At 42.8% G+C, this 19,121-nt stretch carries 13 protein-coding genes and 1 tRNA gene; 5 read left to right on the forward strand and 9 right to left on the reverse strand.

The annotated features are described in order from the left end of the window. Positions 1-139: 139 nt before the first annotated feature. From petJ to ACFFRD_RS27225, 8 genes are all read right to left on the reverse strand, one after another. Positions 140-475, reverse strand: a complete 336-nt coding sequence (petJ, locus tag ACFFRD_RS27190) for a cytochrome c6 PetJ (RefSeq protein ID WP_392478659.1) — start codon at positions 473-475, stop codon at positions 140-142. Between the two features lie 1,521 nt (positions 476-1,996). After that, positions 1,997-2,725, reverse strand: coding sequence for an ABC transporter ATP-binding protein (locus ACFFRD_RS27195; protein WP_012407914.1), 729 nt, complete (start codon positions 2,723-2,725; stop codon positions 1,997-1,999). Between the two features lie 303 nt (positions 2,726-3,028). Beyond that, positions 3,029-3,253 (reverse strand): ferredoxin family protein, encoded by a 225-nt coding sequence (locus ACFFRD_RS27200; RefSeq protein ID WP_012407913.1) that lies wholly within the window; start codon positions 3,251-3,253, stop codon positions 3,029-3,031. Between the two features lie 184 nt (positions 3,254-3,437). Further along, positions 3,438-4,649, reverse strand: coding sequence for an ATP phosphoribosyltransferase regulatory subunit (locus ACFFRD_RS27205; RefSeq protein ID WP_392478662.1), 1,212 nt, complete (start codon positions 4,647-4,649; stop codon positions 3,438-3,440). Continuing rightward, the gene (locus ACFFRD_RS27210; protein WP_392478664.1) at positions 4,649-5,617 is read right to left on the reverse strand and encodes a tetratricopeptide repeat protein; all 969 of its coding nucleotides are present in this window, start codon (positions 5,615-5,617) and stop codon (positions 4,649-4,651) included. The genes ACFFRD_RS27205 and ACFFRD_RS27210 overlap by 1 nt, the downstream gene beginning before the upstream one ends. Positions 5,618-5,697: 80 nt before the next feature. Next, the gene (locus tag ACFFRD_RS27215; RefSeq protein ID WP_179075221.1) at positions 5,698-6,510 is read right to left on the reverse strand and encodes an inositol monophosphatase family protein; all 813 of its coding nucleotides are present in this window, start codon (positions 6,508-6,510) and stop codon (positions 5,698-5,700) included. A gap of 97 nt (positions 6,511-6,607) precedes the next feature. Further along, on the reverse strand, positions 6,608-7,276 hold the full coding sequence (locus ACFFRD_RS27220; protein WP_392478666.1) for a thermonuclease family protein: 669 nt from the start codon (positions 7,274-7,276) through the stop codon (positions 6,608-6,610). After that, on the reverse strand, positions 7,266-7,634 hold the full coding sequence (locus ACFFRD_RS27225) for a 2Fe-2S iron-sulfur cluster-binding protein (protein ID WP_114080715.1): 369 nt from the start codon (positions 7,632-7,634) through the stop codon (positions 7,266-7,268). The genes ACFFRD_RS27220 and ACFFRD_RS27225 overlap by 11 nt, the downstream gene beginning before the upstream one ends. Positions 7,635-7,741: 107 nt before the next feature. On the opposite strand from ACFFRD_RS27225, the gene ACFFRD_RS27230 reads away from it, so the two are divergent. The 3 genes from ACFFRD_RS27230 (at position 7,742) to ACFFRD_RS27240 (ending at position 9,662) form a co-directional block, all read left to right on the forward strand. Then, positions 7,742-7,826, forward strand: a tRNA-Ser gene (locus ACFFRD_RS27230). Between the two features lie 513 nt (positions 7,827-8,339). Next, the gene (locus ACFFRD_RS27235) at positions 8,340-9,020 is read left to right on the forward strand and encodes a HEAT repeat domain-containing protein (RefSeq protein ID WP_392478669.1); all 681 of its coding nucleotides are present in this window, start codon (positions 8,340-8,342) and stop codon (positions 9,018-9,020) included. A gap of 75 nt (positions 9,021-9,095) precedes the next feature. Next, the gene (locus ACFFRD_RS27240) at positions 9,096-9,662 is read left to right on the forward strand and encodes a phycobiliprotein lyase (RefSeq protein WP_392478670.1); all 567 of its coding nucleotides are present in this window, start codon (positions 9,096-9,098) and stop codon (positions 9,660-9,662) included. A gap of 349 nt (positions 9,663-10,011) precedes the next feature. On the opposite strand, the gene ACFFRD_RS27245 is transcribed toward ACFFRD_RS27240, so the two are convergent. After that, the gene (locus ACFFRD_RS27245; RefSeq protein ID WP_392478671.1) at positions 10,012-11,535 is read right to left on the reverse strand and encodes a site-2 protease family protein; all 1,524 of its coding nucleotides are present in this window, start codon (positions 11,533-11,535) and stop codon (positions 10,012-10,014) included. A gap of 172 nt (positions 11,536-11,707) precedes the next feature. Here ACFFRD_RS27245 and ACFFRD_RS27250 point away from each other — a divergent pair, with 172 nt between their 5' ends. Together ACFFRD_RS27250 and ACFFRD_RS27255 are read left to right on the forward strand one after the other, a co-directional pair. Further along, positions 11,708-12,442, forward strand: a complete 735-nt coding sequence (locus ACFFRD_RS27250; RefSeq protein ID WP_190962761.1) for an MBL fold metallo-hydrolase — start codon at positions 11,708-11,710, stop codon at positions 12,440-12,442. A gap of 151 nt (positions 12,443-12,593) precedes the next feature. After that, positions 12,594-18,959 carry an AAA family ATPase gene (locus ACFFRD_RS27255; RefSeq protein WP_392478673.1) on the forward strand — a complete coding sequence of 2,122 codons (6,366 nt, stop codon included), beginning with the start codon at positions 12,594-12,596 and terminating at the stop codon, positions 18,957-18,959. The last annotated feature ends 162 nt before the right edge of the window (positions 18,960-19,121 follow it).

Consider the following 19,121-nt stretch of genomic DNA (forward strand, 5'->3'; position numbering starts at 1 on the left):
AATTTTTGAAGTTATACCAATTCTATGTGAGACTACACTTTATTCACGTAGAAGCAATTCATAAATTGCTCCTGCAATCTGTAGTTTTACATTAGTCTTCTAAGCGCATCTTCATACAGAAATGGTATTAGATATTAATCTACTTCCAGTCCTTATCTGCTTGTGAAAGCACGTAAGCAGCTACATTTTCAATTTGGTCGGCTTTCAAACGTTTGCCGAAGGCAGGCATAGCATTTTTACCATTTGTAACTTGGGCAATAATTGCCTCTGCTGAGTACAAACCATACTTTTCTAAAGCTTCCTTCTTCAGGTTTTTTGCTGCTTGAACCAGATTCTTACCTCCCGCATGACAAGAAGCACAATTAGCACTAAATACTTTAGCTCCACTAACGGCATCTCCTGCGAAAGCTGGGCTACTGAAGGCAAAGGTGAAGATTGCTATGCCTAACAGTATGACTGTAATCATTTTTTTCATTTCGTGTTCCCTCTACAATAACGGCTTCTTCGGTGCAATATCCTCCATAATTGTCAGTTGAGCCGCTCTGATAGTCAAACGACATACTGTCAAACTTCGCTTTAAAGCTTTGAGTTTTTGAGTGTTTTGGATCTTAACACAAAGTTATATCTAGCTACAAATTATTTTTCATTTTTTTCAGAAAACATGAATCAGTTTATCTTTGACTTAATATGTCTTTATTAAAACTAGAAAAACTTATTAATTAGGTACAAAAAACTAATTTATCTCGAACAGTATTTGTGCAAAATTGTCAATTTCTAAATTCTTAAAACTTCTAGATTGAGTATTGCCAGATATCTGTAGTTATTTATAAAAAAATAACTTTAAAATTTCACACAGGTAGTTAAATTAAAAATTCCGTGCCTTCAGCAATAACCGAGCTAAAACTCAATTTCCCAGCGTGGGTTTCTTCAACAATTTGCCGAGCGATGTCTGACGACAAGCCGCTTTGCATCTACTTCGGCTTCAACGCCTTTGCAGCACTCGACTCATTGAGTGCTGCAAAGGCGTTGAGTAACCGAATTTGTGAGTGCGCCTAACTTATCACTGACCCGATATAATTTTCAGCTAAGTAAGTTAAGTTGGCGTTAAAAAAACTAAGTATATTACAAAACGTAAATATGCTTAAAACCCTTACTAATGACCAATGACAAAGGACAAATGACAGCCTTAGCCAGTTAGCTTTAATTTCGCCGACCTACTTACGCTTGCTGGAACCTAATGCTCCTCCTCTACGCAATACCATAAAAAGAATGGACGAGCCAGGAAAGCAACCCTTAACGAACTATGTGTTTTCTGTTTGATTTCTAGCCAGTTGTGATGAAGCGGTGACGCTTGCTGCTTGTTTACTGCATCCACCATTTAAGGTAGTTTACAGAGCGTGAGCGTCAACAACTGGCCATTGGGTGGGATTTTTGAGACGGGAATCGATCCCTTGTAGAAGTTTCTCAATGTCCCAGTAACCCTGCTGATATATCAATTAAAACTGGAACATAAAAATTTTGGATGCCAAATTGCCAAAAGCACTCAATCAATTTTGATTAGGGTAAACATAGGCGTTTTTATACCATAAAAAACGCCCCAGATTCCCTCTAGAGCGACTTTGCAGTAGTTATTTTGACTCAGAACTATATCAAAAAGTGATGCAGAGCTTTATATATAGGAAGTTTAGTACGCCCTCTTGTTCAATTGGGGTTCTGGCAAATCCGGTTAATTTGCATTTTTATAATTTTTCCTGAATGAATGTCCTGTTTTCCCTTTTTACCTGCTGTAGATGTGATTAGAAACGCAAGGATTATTGGGGAGAATTCTTTGAGCATCGAAAACGACGGTCGCGGCAGTGGCAGGAATTGTTATAGCTTTTGTATTAGTTTATAGATAGCGTAGGCGCAGAACGCCTTCGACATCGCTATCGGCTCGTGAAGTTTCCTTATTTAAAGTGGTGTTATGTTGAATGGGGGCAAGAGTGATTAAAGATGGTTAATGTCTTTTACCTGCTCCCAGATATAGTTCACCCACTTTAGGATCGTTCAACAGTTCTTGACCAAGGCCCGAGATAGCATCGCGCCCAGACTCCAGTACATAGCCGCGATCAGCCATCTCTAAGGCTTTACGGGCATTTTGTTCTACTAATACGATCGCAGTTCCCGCCTGATTAATTTGTTTAATCTGCTCAAATACTTGTGTCACTAAGATCGGGGATAAAGCAGCAGATGGTTCATCCAAAATCAACAAACTAGGTTCCAACATCAAAGCTTTACCCATCGCTAGCATCTGGCGTTCTCCTCCAGAGAGAGTACCAGCCCGTTGACGACGGCGATCGCTCAGTTTGGGGAACATGGTAAATATTTTATCTTTAATTGGTTTCAGGGGAACATTAAGTACAAAAGCACCCATCTCCAAGTTCTCTTCAACACTGAGAGAGGGGAAAACATTGGCGATTTGCGGTACATAGCACATTCCTCGTTGAACAATTTCATTGGACTTTAGCCCCACGATATTTTCACCTTTGAAGGTAATTGTGCCTGTGTGGGGGATCAAAAGCCCAAAAATTGCTTTTGCCAAAGTAGATTTACCAGCACCGTTGGGGCCAATCACTGTTACCAATTCTCCTGGGGCAACCAGGAAATTTACACCTTGCAGGATATCTACATCTTTGATGTATCCAGCATGGACATTCTGAACATCTAGTAAATAGTCATTTGTCATTTGTCATTTGTCATTTGTAGTTTGTCATTGGTCAAAAAGAGTAAAAGGGGCAGAAAGTGGGGAGCAGTGGGAGAAACCCATAAATTAAATTTATGGGCTTGAGGCAAGGATGTATTATTTCTTGTGGCACTTTCCGCTCAAAATAAATATTTTTACTTTTGAGAATAAATAAATTTATTTGCTCTGAAACCCTTGTATCAGTATATTTCCAGTATCTTCCCCCTGCCCACTTCCCTCTGCTCGCCTGCCTCTTCAGTCAACAGTCAAGTCAAAAAATAACTATTGACTGTTGACTATGGACTATTACGGAGTTTTTTGCAACTCCGGTCGTTCTTCTGCCAGAATCGCCCCTTCTACTGGGCAAACTTGGAGACATATACCACAGTCGATGCAAGTGGCAAAGTCAATCCAGTACCAATCTGTTCCCTTGGCATTTTTGCCTGGGCCATCATGAATACAAGCTACTGGACAGGCATCTACGCAGTCAGCTACGCCTTCACAGACTTCTGTAACAATTGTGTGCGGCATTTTCTCGATTCCCTCTTTTCTGTATCGGCTATTTCTAGCCTAGCAGGGGAGGCTGGGGAGTAGGGAGCAGGGGACGAGGGGGACAAGGGGACAAGGGGACAAGGGGACAAGAGGTGAGAACTTGAAACAAGTCTTTCCCCTTGTCCCCAATTCTCCTTGTCCCCTTGTCCTCTTCCCAACTCACTTAACGCAATGACTCAATTTTGGGTGAACCATCAGCTTTAATCCAAGCAATTTGGGCTATGCTGCGATCGCGTGCATATTGGCGAATAGCATCTGCATCCCTTCCCCCTAAATCAATTTCTACCCGCACTAAATGGGTGGAATCTCTAAGTTTTTGCGCGTAGGCAAAGGCAGGGGCGTTAGCACTCGCCGTCTCTGGTACTACTAACCAGTTACTCGCTGGGGTTACTTGCGGTAATTGTTGAGTAGATAACAAAATTTGGTATAAATCTTCGATATTGAGTCCAAAACCAATTCCGGGTATATTGTCTCCTTGGGGATGATATAGACCCAAAAGCTGGTCGTAGCGACCACCACGCCCTAAAACTCTGGCTTGAGATTCGGTGTCGTTGACAACTTCAAAGACAATACCAGTGTAGTAATCTATGGTCTGGATCAGGCTGAGATCGAGGATTAAGGGGAATTTTTTCTCTGATTCTAGTAATTCTACTAGGGATTTGAGGTTATTCACTGCCTCTCGCTGTTCTTCGTCTAGATCCAAACTACTAACTTTTTGTAACACGTCTGCACTGGGGCCGCGCAAATCCAGCATGATTCTGGCGCGATCGCGTAGTTTGTCACTCAAGGGTAAAGTATCTATGGTAATGCGGTCGAGATGAGCGATCGCACTGCGAACTTTATCCTGTAAATTAGCCGGAAATGCACTCAGGAGCGATCGCGTAATTCCCGCTTCACCTAAAATTAAGTGCCATTGTCGCAAACCCAATGCTGCTAAACAATCCGCGACTAGCAGCAGTACTTCCGCATTCGCCAGCAATCCGCCAGCACCTAACAACTCCACCCCAGCTTGATAAAACTCTTGCTGGCGATTATGTCTACTTTCCCACGTGCGGCGAAACACATTGGCGTTGTAGTACAACCGTTGCGGATAAGTTGCATTTGCCATGCGAGTGACAACAGTACGAGCAATGGATGCTGTTAATTCTGGACGTAGCCCTAATTCATCATCTTCGCCATTTTGTAGTTGAATCACCATCTGGCGCTGAATTGCTTCCCCTGCCATCAAGGTATCCATACGCTCTAAAGTTGAGGTGATAATCCTGTGATATCCCCAACGATGAAACACCTGCTGTAACCGATCTTCAATCCAGCGTTTTTTCTCCACATCCAAGGGCAATAAATCCCTGGCACCCGATGCTGGTTGATACACCATTATTTTTTCTTCCCACCAAACAAACCACCGAACAAACCACCACTACCAGATTTATCTGGTTGCTTATCTCCATTATTGGCGGATGAAGTCACCTTATGATCGCTAGGGTGTTGTGCTAATGCCTTATCTATTTTAGGTTTCCATTGCAGAGCCATTTCGTCACTGGGATCTAGCTTTAAAGCGTTTTCAAAGTGGATTTTTGCCATTTTTAGCTGATTTTGCCTCAAATACACCATTGCAATCAAGCTATGACAGCGACTATTTTTAGGTTCTAGCTTCAGGGCATCTTGCAACTCTACTTTGGCTTGGGCAAATTGGTTTTTGTCAATCAAAGATTGAGCGCGACGAACATACTGTTCTACAACCGTGTCTTCTTTTGGTGGCGCTGGTGCTGGTGCTGGTTCTGGGAGTGTATTTTTTGGTGTACTTGGTTGAGGTGTAACTGATTGAACTTTGGGTTGAGCAGGTGGCGGCGGCGCGGCGGATGTTTTGCTTGCACTCCGCATTAAATAGACTAAATTCAACTCACTAATTTGGGCAAGGACTTGCTGCACTTGGTCTAAAGAATCATATTGGTTTTGAGCTAGTTTAGCGATCGCACTTTTATAGACATGATCGAAATTAGGCGACTTAGCTAACTCTTTAGCCAAATCGGTGGTGAGAGTTAACGAAGAAGACTCTTGTAACAAGCGCTTGCCGATTTGCGACAAAATTAAAATATATTCCGTGCGAGTGCGATCGCCAACAAGTTTTTCATAAGCCGGGTTAACCAACTTTGATAACAATTCGTTTCCTAGCTGTTTTTGCTCATCACTTTCAGTAAACCTACTATCCGGGTGTAAGCGGCGGGCAATTTGGAGATAGCGTTTCCGAATCTCTTTGACATCCGCATCAACTGGAACGCACAATATTGCGTGATGATCTATGAAATCATATTTAAATAATCCACGATCTATTTTGAAAGACATATAGACTTTTTGCACCAAAGGAGCAGTTAGATTCCTTTTAGTTTACCCAAAGTCGCAGGGAAAGCCCCCACCTCCACGTGCTATACCCAGGCTGATAGTGGCGGAACCTGTAACAGTTCGTTACTTAGGGAGTCGTGAATATAACCATTTGTGGCCAGAATTCTACCTGACTCAATTTTGACAGGAGTGCCATTGTATGAGGTGACTTTACCCCCGGCTTCTTGCAACAAAATTATCCCGGCGGCAATATCCCAAGGAGAAAGCCCTCTTTCCCAGTAACCATCGACACGCCCACAGGCAACATAAGCCAAATCTAGCGATGCTGAACCGCTACGTCTAACCCCTTGCGTAAGGTGGGTAAGGTGACTAAATTCTGCGTAGTTGTTATCAGAGGTTTCACGGCGATCGTAGGCAAATCCAGTTACTAGTAGGCTTTTACTCAGTTCAGATGTTGCCGAAACATTGATAGGACGACGGTTTCGCGTTGCTCCCAAGCCAGTAGCCGCACTAAATAGCTCATTGTGGAATGGGTCATAAATTACACCCACTTCTGGAACGCCATTAATTAACAGCCCAATAGAAACTGCAAAAAACGGGTATTGATGGGCGTAGTTGGTTGTGCCATCTAAAGGATCTATTGCCCAGAGGTACTCATTTTCTTGATTACCTAATTTGCCTGATTCTTCAGCGAGGATAGAGTGCTGGGGAAAATGGCGACGCAAAATTTCTAAAATCAACTCTTCTGAAGCTTTATCAGCAGCCGTAACTAAATCACCAGGGCGACCTTTTTCAATAATTGCGTCTTCTAACTTACCCAAGTAACCTTGCAAAATAGCACCAGCAGCTAAGGCTGCTTCTGTAGCAATATCTAGAAAAATTTGTATATTGGTCATTTGTCATTTGTCATTGATTACTGCTTCACTTACTTCCCTACTCTCACCCTCAGCACGGGCTAAACGCCCCGCTACCGCTAACAGCACTCAGCACTCATTAAAGATTTTGGCGGCGAAACTCGGCGGGAGTGAGGCGCATGGGTTTCTCTGGGTTCCAGATTCCTTGGCCCATGAGCCTAGCCCATTGTTGGGCACGTTCTAAACGCTGGTCATATTTGTGGTTAGGCGATCGCCCAACAAACATTGCATTGCCTTGTTTAACTAATTCTTCATTCAATAACACCTTATTTTTCCATACATAAGCTAGAGTTCGCCCGATTTTATCTTTTGCTTCTAAATCAAACTCCAGTTCGACCAATTCTTCTGCACCACCAATAAGATTCTCTAACTGTTCTTTTGCTGCTTCTCCCCAAGGTCTCTGTCGCAAATCTGGTGCATCAACGCCAACTAACCGTACTTGGGAAATCAAATTCGGTTGTTCAGCCATTCCTAACACTTCCAAACTTTGCCCACTAACTACCCGCGCTACTTTCACCTGAGCCTGATTATTTGGTAACTGGTTTTTACTTTGGCAACTCACCAAGAGCAATAAACAAACCAAAATAGTTATTTTTCGTACCCAGTTACCAATACTCCCAACCTTCACAAATTCTCCTATGGTCGCTGCTGCGCCTAGCGAGTAGAACCTCTTGCCCCCTCCTCCATGCTCCCTGCTCCCTGCCCCCTGCCCCCTGGCTCCTGCCTTCTTCAATTGTTTATTCCTCATCTAACGGTAAACCCGCTTTAACTTTCCCCCTAGCAAAATAGCGTCCAAACTGGAGTTCGTAGACTTCATCTTCGTCTTGTGTCTCTACTTCCAAGTCAGAACGGGGATAACTCACACACAAAAGGGCATAACCTTGCTGACGTAAATCTGGCGACAATCCGATCGCCTCTGGTTGATAAATTTCTCCCGACAATACCCTTACAGCACAAGCGGTGCAAGCCCCGTTGCGACAGGAAAACGGTAGTTCCACACCTTGTTTTTCGCCAGTGTGCAGGATATAGCGGTCTTCTGGCACTTGTAGGGTGTATGTTTTGCCAGTGGAGCGATCGCGAACTTTAATTGTGTATGTACGAGACATCTGGATTTGCGTTGTAGAATTAGGACTTTCAGATTCAATCTAAGAATATCTTTCTTTATCTTTGCATTTTCTGGGATTCTATAGTATGATCGTAACTTGTGGCACCTGGAGAGGTGGCCGAGTGGTTTAAGGCGCAGACCTGGAAAGTCTGTTTAGGGAAACTTAACGGGGGTTCGAATCCCCCCCTCTCCGTTCTGAAACCTAGTCTAAATATATAATTTGAACCAGACTTCTACAAATGGTCGGGTCAAATAAATCGCGGGATATTGCCAAAGATATTCTTAAAATTGCTTTGAAAGTGGGTTAGTGTTCCACAGGAAAGGTGTCTTAAAAACCAATGTGATTCAGTTAAGGTTAAAAACTGAAACTGGCGTAGGTTCGAAAGCCACTGCGCCCTTGCGGTTTTTACGACTTGTTCGCAGCTAGTTCCAAGCCAGAAACAAGTGGCTCCCAACCTACAATTTTTTTGCTGCCCTCTGCCCCCTGCACCCTCTTGTAAAAATTATATTTTCTTCCTCCTGCCGACGCTCGTGGACTCGCTAACGCTTCGCTATCCTGCCCTCTGCCTCCTCTGGTAACATTTATTTATTTTTCACTCATAATTGAGCCATTTTGTAAAGTCGCCAAACTCCTACTTCACGATGGCGACAGCCTGATGAAATGATCGAGTAAATTAAGATAAGTAAAGAAAATGCTTTGAACTACATGACAGCTCTCAGCTTACAAGAAATTTCTACTCAGTTAGAAAGTCCGAACTTACGCGATCGCATGGTAGCTCTTGCTAATCTGCGTCATGTTTCTCCTGAAGAGGCAGTCCCTTTAATTAAAAAGGTACTAGACGACGAATCTTTGCAACTGCGATCGATGGCAATATTTGCCCTTGGAATCAAGCCAACACCAGAATGTTATTCAATTTTGGTCAGAATTCTCGAAAATGACCCCGATTATGGCATCCGCGCTGATGCTGCTGGTGCTTTAGGATATTTGGGCGATGCCAGAGCCTTTGAAGTGCTTTCACGGGCGTTTTATGAAGATACTGATTGGCTAGTACGCTTTAGTGCAGCCGTTTCTCTTGGTAACATTAAAGACCCACGTGCCCGTCAACTTCTTCTTCAGGCATTGGATAGCAAAGAAGTAGTGTTGCAACAAGCTGCAATTTCTGCGCTCGGAGAAATTAAAGATGTTGAGTCTGTCGATCAGATTCTACGCTTTGCCCAATCAGATGATTGGTTAGTCAGACAACGTTTGGCAGAAGCTTTGGGTAATCTTCCCACTCCCAAGAGTGTCTCAGCTTTAAAATACTTAGAAAAAGACAATCATTTCAACGTTGCTGAGGCAGCCAGAATTGGCCTCAAGAAGCTTGAGGAAATAGGCAATCAAGCTTAATAATATTAGAGCCTCCTGCTACCTTTTAATAATTAAGTGGGAATTTTAGCATTTTGATGCAGGGTAATTTCATTCATGAATATTGAAGAGTTTTTTCAGTTAAGTGCTGGTAAATGGTTTTCTCATCGGACTAGTCAACATTTGGCTGTGAATGAATCTGAACATAGCAAGTCAGACATTATCATTGAGACGCTGGCAGTAGATCATCCAGAAGCGACCAAACTGTGTCAACAGTACGAAATTAATCCTAGTTCCGCCTCCTGTGCTATCAAAATTAACTGGAATGGCACAATGGAAAAGGAGCAAACAAAACATAGTGGTTCAACTGTGTTAGTTTCAGTACCCGATGCAGATAATCCGTCTGAAGGCAAGTTACTGCGGGAAATAGTTGATGCTGAGAAAACTCCAGTTGCTGGACACTACAAATTTGACAGTGACGGTGCTTTAATCCTAACTATAGAAGATGAAAACATCTGGTCAGAGGAGCGCCTGTGGTTTGCTAGCCCCAATTTGCGAATGCGGGTAAATGTCCTCAAGAGTTTTGGTGGATTTAGCATTACTTCCTTCACTTCTGAGATTCGTATGGGTGGTTTTCCACCTGCTGCAAAGGCTTCCGAGGCGGCTAATTCAGTATCGAGTTAGTTGTAATTTAGGACTTACGCAAAACTATACGCGCTCAGGGGCAATTCATTAATTGCCCCTACCTAAAAATCAGGGTTTATTTAAACTGTGTTCTGGCTAGTAATTGCTTCTGGCATTAAACCTCTGCAAAAAAATGTAGAGACGTAGCAGTGCTACGTCTCTACAATGGTTATGGATAAAGCATAATTAGTTTTTAGAGATGTCTATAATTCATTCTGAATTCTGAATCCTGACTTCTGAATTCTAAATTCTGAATTCTGAATTCTGTTTCAATAAAAAATACCAAGCTATGGCTAATTCCATAGTTGGGAAAAATATATCTAGATTTTTATGGCTGCGTTGATACTTTTTAAATTTGCAAAAAGTTAGCGATCGCTTGCGGTAATGGCAAAATAATTACAATCAACAAAGCCATTGCCAGTAATCCCCAAATATCACGTTTGTTATCCAATTCAGTGACATCATTCAGTGCAGGCTCATCAATCAACGGCATAAATAATAAGATAATCGCCCACATCAAAAATTCTTCCCGGATTAACGAAAGTAATAGCAAGAGGAGGCGAGCCACTTGACCAATCATAATCGCAACTCGTTGTCCAAACATTGCATGGACAATGTGGCCTCCATCAAGTTGTCCCACAGGCATTAAATTTAACGCCGTCACAATTAGTCCGATAAAACCAGCTACTGCAACTGGATGCAAATCAAGGGCTGATTTTGCTGTTAACTGACTTCCCAAGGCTAGCTTCGACAGTAGCGCTAGTAAGATGGAATATTTAGGATTAAGAGCATCAGGATTCAAAAATCGGGTTTTTTCTTCAATCAGGGGAACCACCTCAGAATGAGCCAAGCCCCATATTAGTAATGGCAAGGTAACAACAAAGCCTGCAAGTGGCCCAGCAATACTAATGTCAAATAATGCTTTGCGGTTGGGAATGGGACTACGCATCTGAATAAATGCACCAAAAGTTCCCAAAAAGAAAGGCATTGGAATAAAGTAAGGCAACGTCGAGCGAATTTTGTAGAATTTAGCCGTCAAATAATGCCCAAGTTCGTGAATACCCAAAATAGTCATTAACCCTAAAGCATAAGGTAATCCTTTGAATAGGACATCTCGGTTAGATAGAACTTTGAACAAAGAGCCAATTTCCCATAGAGGCGGAAGAGAAGTACCAGCAATTTCCACTCCCACCAAGGTAGTAGTTATCAAAGTCGCTACTAGTAGTAGAAGTGCTAATCCTGGTCGAGTTAAGCGTTCTTGGTCGCGTCGGGGTGTATTTCTCTCTTTAGCAGCCTGAATATTAGGAACCAGCACAAAGAAAGGCTTGTCATTTATGCCTTCTTGAAAGATCAACACGAAGCGATCGCCAAATTGTGCTTCAATATTAGTCTTAATCTGCTGGTAAGCGTTGCTGGCTTTAGTTCGTAACTGACCCCGGCAAATTACGGCTTGTGGTCGATACTCAATATTTTGAACGTAATATACAGACCAAGGAAAACAATTTCGCAGTTGAGTTTCTTCTGTTGGCTCAATGGGACGCACTAGTGGTTCTGGGGTAGGCTGGATAATTGGCTGTGATTCTGAGGCTTGGGCTGGAACTTCGGTTTGTGTATCTCTTGGCACTCGCCGCCCCCCTAGAAACAATATCCAGTACAACACTGTGCAGACAAATAACGACGAAACAATCAGCCCTGGTGGTGGAGGTTGTTTCGCCCCATATATCAGTGTCCATCCACTTAACAACAATGCTGGTGTCATTAAAACCAGCCACAACAACCATACTGGCGTTCGAGTGATGTGAGCGACACTGTGCTGCACCATTAGATAAGTAGCTAGCCCCAGTAGGAGGATAAACAGAAACCAAAATGCCATGTTATCTTCAGTAATTTTGACAAAACGCCCTACCTAGTAGCTTCAGCACCATAGCATTAACTACGAGGCAGACTTCAAATCCCAATTTTTTCAGATGGTTACAGTTCAATTCTTCAGAATTTCTACACTGTAACCAGATTGTCCACAACTCCTCAGTTCCGGTTCTTTAATTATGTGCCCTTTACCTCAACAGCCAAGTCATACAACTAAGCCACCACGGGCTGTCTTTCCTCAAGAAATTCCTAGCGGAAGTTCCTTGCAATCGGACTTCGCACAAGATAGCATTTTTGCTTTCCCACCCAATCGGGACACATTAGGGGGAACCTCTTATTTTATTGTAAGAAATGAAGGCAATATCCTCATAGATTGCCCTGCCCTAGACCAAACAAATCAAGACTTTTTGGCGGCGCATGGAGGCGTGCGTTGGTTATTTATCACCCATCGAGGTGCTATAGGCAAAACTGCTGAAATTCAGAAAGCCTTGGATTGCGAAGTTTTGATGCAAGAACAAGAAGCTTATTTATTACCAGGCTTACCCGTAACTACCTTTAGTCAACAATTTACTCTTGATGCGGCAGTCAAAATTATTTGGACACCAGGTCATTCTCCCGGATCATCGTGCCTATACTACAGTAAGCTTGGAGGTATATTGTTTTCTGGTCGCCATTTGGTTCCTAATCAGAAGGGCGATGCAGTACCATTACGGATAACTAAAACCTTTCACTGGCCACGACAAATCAACAGTGTTCAGTTATTATTAGAACATTTTACACCAGAAACTCTCAGGTACATTTGTCCCGGAGCTAATACAGGTTTTCTTAGGGGCAAGCGTTTTATAGATCGAGCTTATCAACACCTCACCTCTCTGGATTTACCAGCTTTGCTGCGGATGCAGCCCCTTATTTAAAATAAAGACTTCTTCATGAGTATAAAAAACTTATCCTAATGCCCAATACCCAATAAAGTATGGTTCTTTTTGATACTGATGTAAAATATAATTTAAGGAAGATGCTGTCTGGGGAATTCTAGCGTTAGACAAGGAATTCTGGTAAAAATTTATGAGTGCAAAAGTTGATGGAACTGTAAGGATCGCTGGCTACCAAATTATAGAGCAACTTTATTCTGGTTCTCGGACTCAAGTGTATCGGGCAATACGAGAATGCGATCGCCAACCAGTCGTCATCAAGCTCTTAAAACGAGAATATCCAAGTTTTAGCGAATTAGTACAGTTTCGCAACCAATATGCGATCGCTAAAAACCTAGATATTCCCAGCATCATTAAACCTTACAGCCTAGAACCCCATCACAATGGCTATGCCCTAGTTATGGAAGACTTTGGTGGCATCTCCTTGCGACAATTTACCCAAAGACAACCACTGAGCTTAGAGGAATTCCTACCCATTGCCTTGCAACTGATAGAGACTTTACACCAGTTGCATCAACAGCGCGTCATTCACAAAGATGTCAAGCCAGCTAATATCCTGATTCATCCTGACACCAGAACAATTAAGCTAATTGACTTCAGTATTGCCTCGCTGCTACCACGAGAAACCCAGGAAATCCAAAGTCCCAACGGACTGGAGGGAACCCTAGCGTATTTGTCGCCAGAGCAAACTGGACGGATGAACCGAGGCATTGACTACCGCAGCGACTTTTATTCATTGGGTGTAACTTTCTTTGAACTACTGAGTGGACAACTGCCTTTTACATCTCACGATCCGATGGAGTTGTTACATTGTCATATCGCCAAACAGCCTGACTCTATCTGTAATCTCAACCCGGAAATCCCCTTGATGTTGGGAGAGATCATTTGCAAGCTGATGGCAAAGAATGCCGAAGACCGCTACCAGAGTGCTACGGGACTCAAATATGACTTAGTATTTTGCTTAGAACAATGGCAAAAAACAGGTAAACACACATGGTTTGATTTAGGACAGCACGATATCAGCGATCGCTTTCTCATCCCTGAAAAACTCTACGGACGGGAGCAGGAAATAGAAAGATTACTGGAGGTATTTGGGCGGGTTGCCAATGGTGCAGTGGAACTGATGCTGGTGGCTGGCTTCTCTGGTATCGGTAAAACTGCCGTGGTGAATGAAGTGCATAAGGTCATCGTTCGCTGGAACGGCTACTTCATCAAAGGGAAATATGACCAGTTCAACCGCAATATTCCCCTGTCTGCTTTTGTACAAGCTTTCCGGGATTTGATGGGACAGTTGCTCACCGAAAGCGACACCCAGTTGGAACAGTGGCGAAACAAAATTCTGTCCGCAATCTCTGAGAGTGGACAGGTGATCATTGAAGTGATTCCAGAATTAGAACGGATTATTGGCACGCAACCGCCAGTACCAGAATTATCAGGTAGTGCTGCACAAAACCGCTTCAATCTGCTGTTTGTGAAATTTATTCAGGTATTTGCTACAAGAGAGCATCCGTTAGTAGTGTTCCTCGACGATTTGCATTGGGCAGATTTGGCATCTCTCAATTTGATGAGGCTGTTAATGGGTGAAACCTTAAAGGGTTATCTGTTAATTATTGGCGCATACCGTGATAATGAAGTGTTTGCGGCTCATCCGTTAATGGTAGCCCTGGAAGAGATTGAGAAGGGAGTCACCGTCAGCACCATTACATTAGCTCCTTTGAGTCAAACAGATGTGAATCGTTTGATTGCCGATACATTGAGTTATTCAACAGAAGTTGCCCTGCCGTTAACCGAGCTAGTTTATCAAAAAGCCAAAGGTAATCCGTTTTTTACAACCCAGTTTCTCAAGGCATTACATGAAGATGGACGAATTACCTTTGACTGGGATATAGGTTTGTGGCAGTGTGATTTGGTGCAAGTACCTAAACGCACGGCAGCTTGTCTTCAGACATCGCTTTCTTTAACGGATGATGTCGTTGAGTTTATGGCAATTCAACTACAAAAGTTGCCACTCGAAACTCAGGAAGTTCTGAAATTGGCAGCCTGTATCGGTAATCAATTTGATTTGGCGACATTGGCGATCGTTTTTGAACAGTCTCCAACCCAAACGGCAGAAGTTTTGTGGAAAGCGTTGCAAGAAGGGTTAGTTTTACCACATTGTGATGTCTATAAGTTTTATCAAGAGTCAGAAGCAATAACAGAATCTTCTGACTTGGAGATTCTGGATTCTGGTTCCTGTGTTTACACATTTTTGCACGATCGCGTCCAACAAGCGGCATATTCTCTCATCCCAGAGGAGCAAAAACAGGTAACTCATCTAAAAATTGGCCAGTTACTCCTGAGTAATACCCCCGAAAGCAACCGGGAAGAACGCATTTTTGAAATTGTTGGTCAACTTAACGTTGCGGCTGAATTGATTACCCAACCCGCAGAACGTCAAGCATTAGCGCAATTTAATTTGATGGCAAGCCGCAAGGCCAAGGCAGCGATCGCCTACACTGCTGCCTGCAAATATGCCCAGGTGGGCATTGGGTTACTCGCCCAAAACAGTTGGCAGCATCAGTATGAGTTAACCCTAGCACTCCATCAAGTTGCCACAGAAGCTGCCTATCTGAGCGGTGATTTAGAGGAGATGGCAGCCAATGCTCATCTTGTCCTAAATCACGCCAAAACTCCATTAGATAAAATCAGCGTCTATGAGGTAAAAATTGAGGTATTCACTGCTCAGGGTCATTTTGCCGAAGCGATCGCAGCAGCACTTACCATTTTGAAGCAATTGGGAGTGGAACTACCCACAGAGCCTACCCAGGAAGATGTGGCAGTGGCCTTGCGTACCGTCTTAGATGTAATTGGAGAGCGATTCCCTGCCGAGTTGCTCAACCTCAGCGATGCAAGGGATGCAAACATCCTGGCAGCAGCTCGAATTTTGACATCAGTAGCACCCTGCGCTTATCTGTCCCAGCCACAGTTGTATTTACTGGTGATTTTAAAAAAGGTTTATTTATCTGTCGTCTATGGTAATGAATCAACCTCGACCTTTAGCTATGTCTCTTATGGAATACTGATGTGTGGTGTATTCAAAAACGTCGAATTAGGTTATGAATTCGGTCAGTTAGCCCTCGACCTGCGATCGCGTTATCAAAATTCCGAATTGAAAGGGAAAACTTTATTACTAGTCTGTGTGTACACAAGGCATTGGAAAATGCACCTGCGGGAGTTATTACAACCCTTGCAAACTGCCTATTGTAGTTGTTTAGATGTAGGCGATTTGGCTTTCGCGGGGTACTCTGCGTATAACTACAGTTTTTACTCCTATTTTGCAGGACAGAATTTAACACAGCTAGAGCCGGAAGTTGCTGGTTATTGTGAAGCGCTCAAGCATCTCAAGCAAAATCTAGCTCTGAACTATTCCCAATTGATTCGACAAATTTTGCTGAATTTAATGGGAGAAGCGGATGATGTTGTGGTGTTGAGCGGTACAGCCTACAATGAACAGCATCAACTTCCATTACATGAAGCAGCAGGCGATCGCACCGGATTAGCATTGCTGTGGATTAACAAACTGGTTGTATCGTATCTGTTTTCCGAGTTTGAACAAGCCGTAGAACAGGCTAGGCAAGCGAGACAATATTTAGATGCGATCATTGCTTTTTTATATGTACCCATCTTTCATTTCTATGATTCTTTAGCCCAACTAGCATGGTTTGAGCAACTCTCAGCCTTAGAACAGCAGCAAATGAAAGAATGCATTACTGCTAACCAAGAAAAACTTAACTACTGGGCTACCCATGCACCAATGAATTTTCGACACAAATTTGATTTGGTGGAAGCCGAGCGGTATCGAGTCTTGGGCAATCGCGCAGAAGCAATTGAATATTACGATCACGCCATTATTGGAGCCAAAGAACAAGGCTATATTCAAGAAGAAGCACTAGCCAATGAATTAGCCGCCAAATTTTACCTCGACTGGGGCAAAGAGCAGATTGCTCAGTCATACATGACTCAAGCCTACTATGGTTATGCTCGTTGGGGTGCGAAAGCCAAAGTCGTCGATCTAGAAAAACGTTATCCCCAATTACTCGCCCCCATTCTTCAGCAAAGTCCTTCTCCTCTCTCAACTAACGAAACTATCTTTGCCTTGGGGAGTGTCACCTCCACCAGTTCTGCCAATTCCAGTAGTAGCAGCATTTCTGTTGCTCTAGATTTAGCTACCATTCTCAAAGCTTCCCAAACCCTATCTGGCGAAATCGAACTGGAAAAACTGCTTTCAGTATTGCTGCATATTGTCATTGAAAATGCTGGAGCAGATAAGTGTGTGTTCATGCTTTTAGAATCAGGGCGTTTGCTAATTCAGGCGTTAGCACAGCTTTCTCTTGGTATCGCATCTGTAGAGAGCAAAAAGGGAATTACTCATGTTGATTTTTACCCAAGATTGCTGAATCCACAACCCATTGAAGACTCTCAGGATGTGCCAGTTGGCTTAATTAATACCGTCAAACGCAGCTTAAAACCAACAGTAATTATTGATGCCACAGTGCATCCTCAATTCATCAACGATCCTTATATTCAGCAACAGCAGCCCAAAAGCATCTTGTGCAGCCCGATATTACATCAGAGGAAGTTGCTGGGCATATTGTATCTGGAAAATAACCTAGCAGCCGGAGCCTTTACAAGCGATCGCGTCGAACTGCTAAACTTGCTTTGCGCTCAAGCGGCAATTTCTCTAGTGAATGCCCGACTTTATCGAAATTCCCAAAACTATGCTCAACAGTTGAGGCAATCTCTAGCAAAATTACAGGCTAGTGAAATCCGCTTCCAAAATTTGGCGAATAATATTCCTGGGATGGTGTACCAATTCCGTTTGGCAGCCGACGGTTCAACTTCAACACCTTACGTTAGCTCTGGCTGTTTTGACTTGTATGGATTAGAGCCAGAATTAGTGATGGCAGGGATACACAGCCTTTACGCCATGAATCATCCTGACGATCAACCAGCTATTGCAAAAGCGATCGCTTACTCTGCCCAAACTCTGACACCATTTGATCAAGAATGGCGCATTATCCTGCCTTCAGGAGCCGTGAAATGGATTCAATCTGTGGCTCGGCCAGAGCGACAAGCCGATGGTGCAATCTTATGGGATGGGGTGGTAATTGATATTAGCGATGTCTACGACGAGCTTCGCTTACGCAAAGAGGCCGAAGCATCTCTAGCCAAAGAACGAGAGTTCTTGAATGCCATTATTCAAAATATTACAGATGGGATTGTTGTTTGTGACCCTAATGGAAATTTGGTCTTATTCAATAACGCAACCCGTGAGTTTCATGGCTTACCAATAGAATCATTACCACCAGAGCAATGGGCACAACATTTCGATCTCTATCAAGCTGATGGTCAAACACCCCTATCAACAACAGAAATTCCTTTGTTTCGCGCCTTGCAAGGGGAAATAGTTGAAAATGCAGAAATGGTAATTGCGCCGAAACATGGCTCTAAGAGAATTTTGTTAGCAAGCGGACAAGTGATCGTCGATTCTTTAGGCAACAAACTTGGTGCAGTAATTGTGATGCGAGATATTAGCGATCGCAAACAAGCAGAACTTACTCTACAGCAAAAATCACTTGATTTGCAACAAGCGCTAAACGAGCTACAAAACGCCCAATTACAAATAGTCCAAAGTGAAAAGATGTCTGCACTGGGTAACTTAGTTGCTGGTGTCGCTCACGAAATGAATAATCCCCTCGGTTTTATTGCTGCCAGTCTCAAACAAGCTAAACCTACTATTGCTGATATTATCGAACACTTGAAACTCTATCAAGAAACTTCACTCAACAATAACGATCAAATCAAAGATCATGCGGTCGAAATTGAATTAGATTATACCTTAGAAGACTTGCCCAAGATGATTGATTCAATGTCTATGGCCTGTGACAGATTAAAAAAAATCAGCACCAGTTTAAGAACTTTCTCTCGTGCGGATCAAGACTACAAAGTGTTTTTCAATATCCACCAAGGCATTGATAGCACAATTTTAATTTTGAAACATCGTCTAAAGCCTAATGAACTACGCCCTGCTATTGAAGTTGTCACAAACTACGGTAATTTACCTCAAATTGAATGTTTTCCAGGGCAGCTAAATCAGGTGTTTATGAATATTTTGGCAAATGCGATTGATGCCTTGGATGAGTCAACTATTGGGCGGAGTTTAGCAGAGATTCAAGAAACTCCTAACCAAATTATAATTACAACCTCAGTCGAGAATCATCTAGTTAAAATTGCCATCTCTGATAATGGTAAGGGAATGAGTGAACAAGTTAAAGAAAAAATATTTGACCATTTATTTACTACAAAAATTGTTGGTAAAGGGACTGGATTGGGGTTGGCGATCGCTCGGCAAATTGTCGAAGAAACTCACGGTGGTAATCTGACCTGCACTTCTGTACTGGGGCAAGGGACAGAGTTTGTCATTACCTTACCAGTTAAAACGGTGACATTGGATTCATAACAATAAAAGAGTTTTGCCAGAGGTCTAATATCCTCTCAAATTTCTTCACCATCAATACTAAGCTGTTACGCAAATAAGATTGCACATCAACTGGTGAGGTTATCCTTTGTCAATTGTCCTTTGTCCTTGGTAAACACAAATGACAAATGACTAATGACAAAT

It is taken from the genome of Nostoc sp. C110, from assembly GCF_043099725.1.
GTDB lineage: Bacteria > Cyanobacteriota > Cyanobacteriia > Cyanobacteriales > Nostocaceae > Nostoc > Nostoc muscorum_A.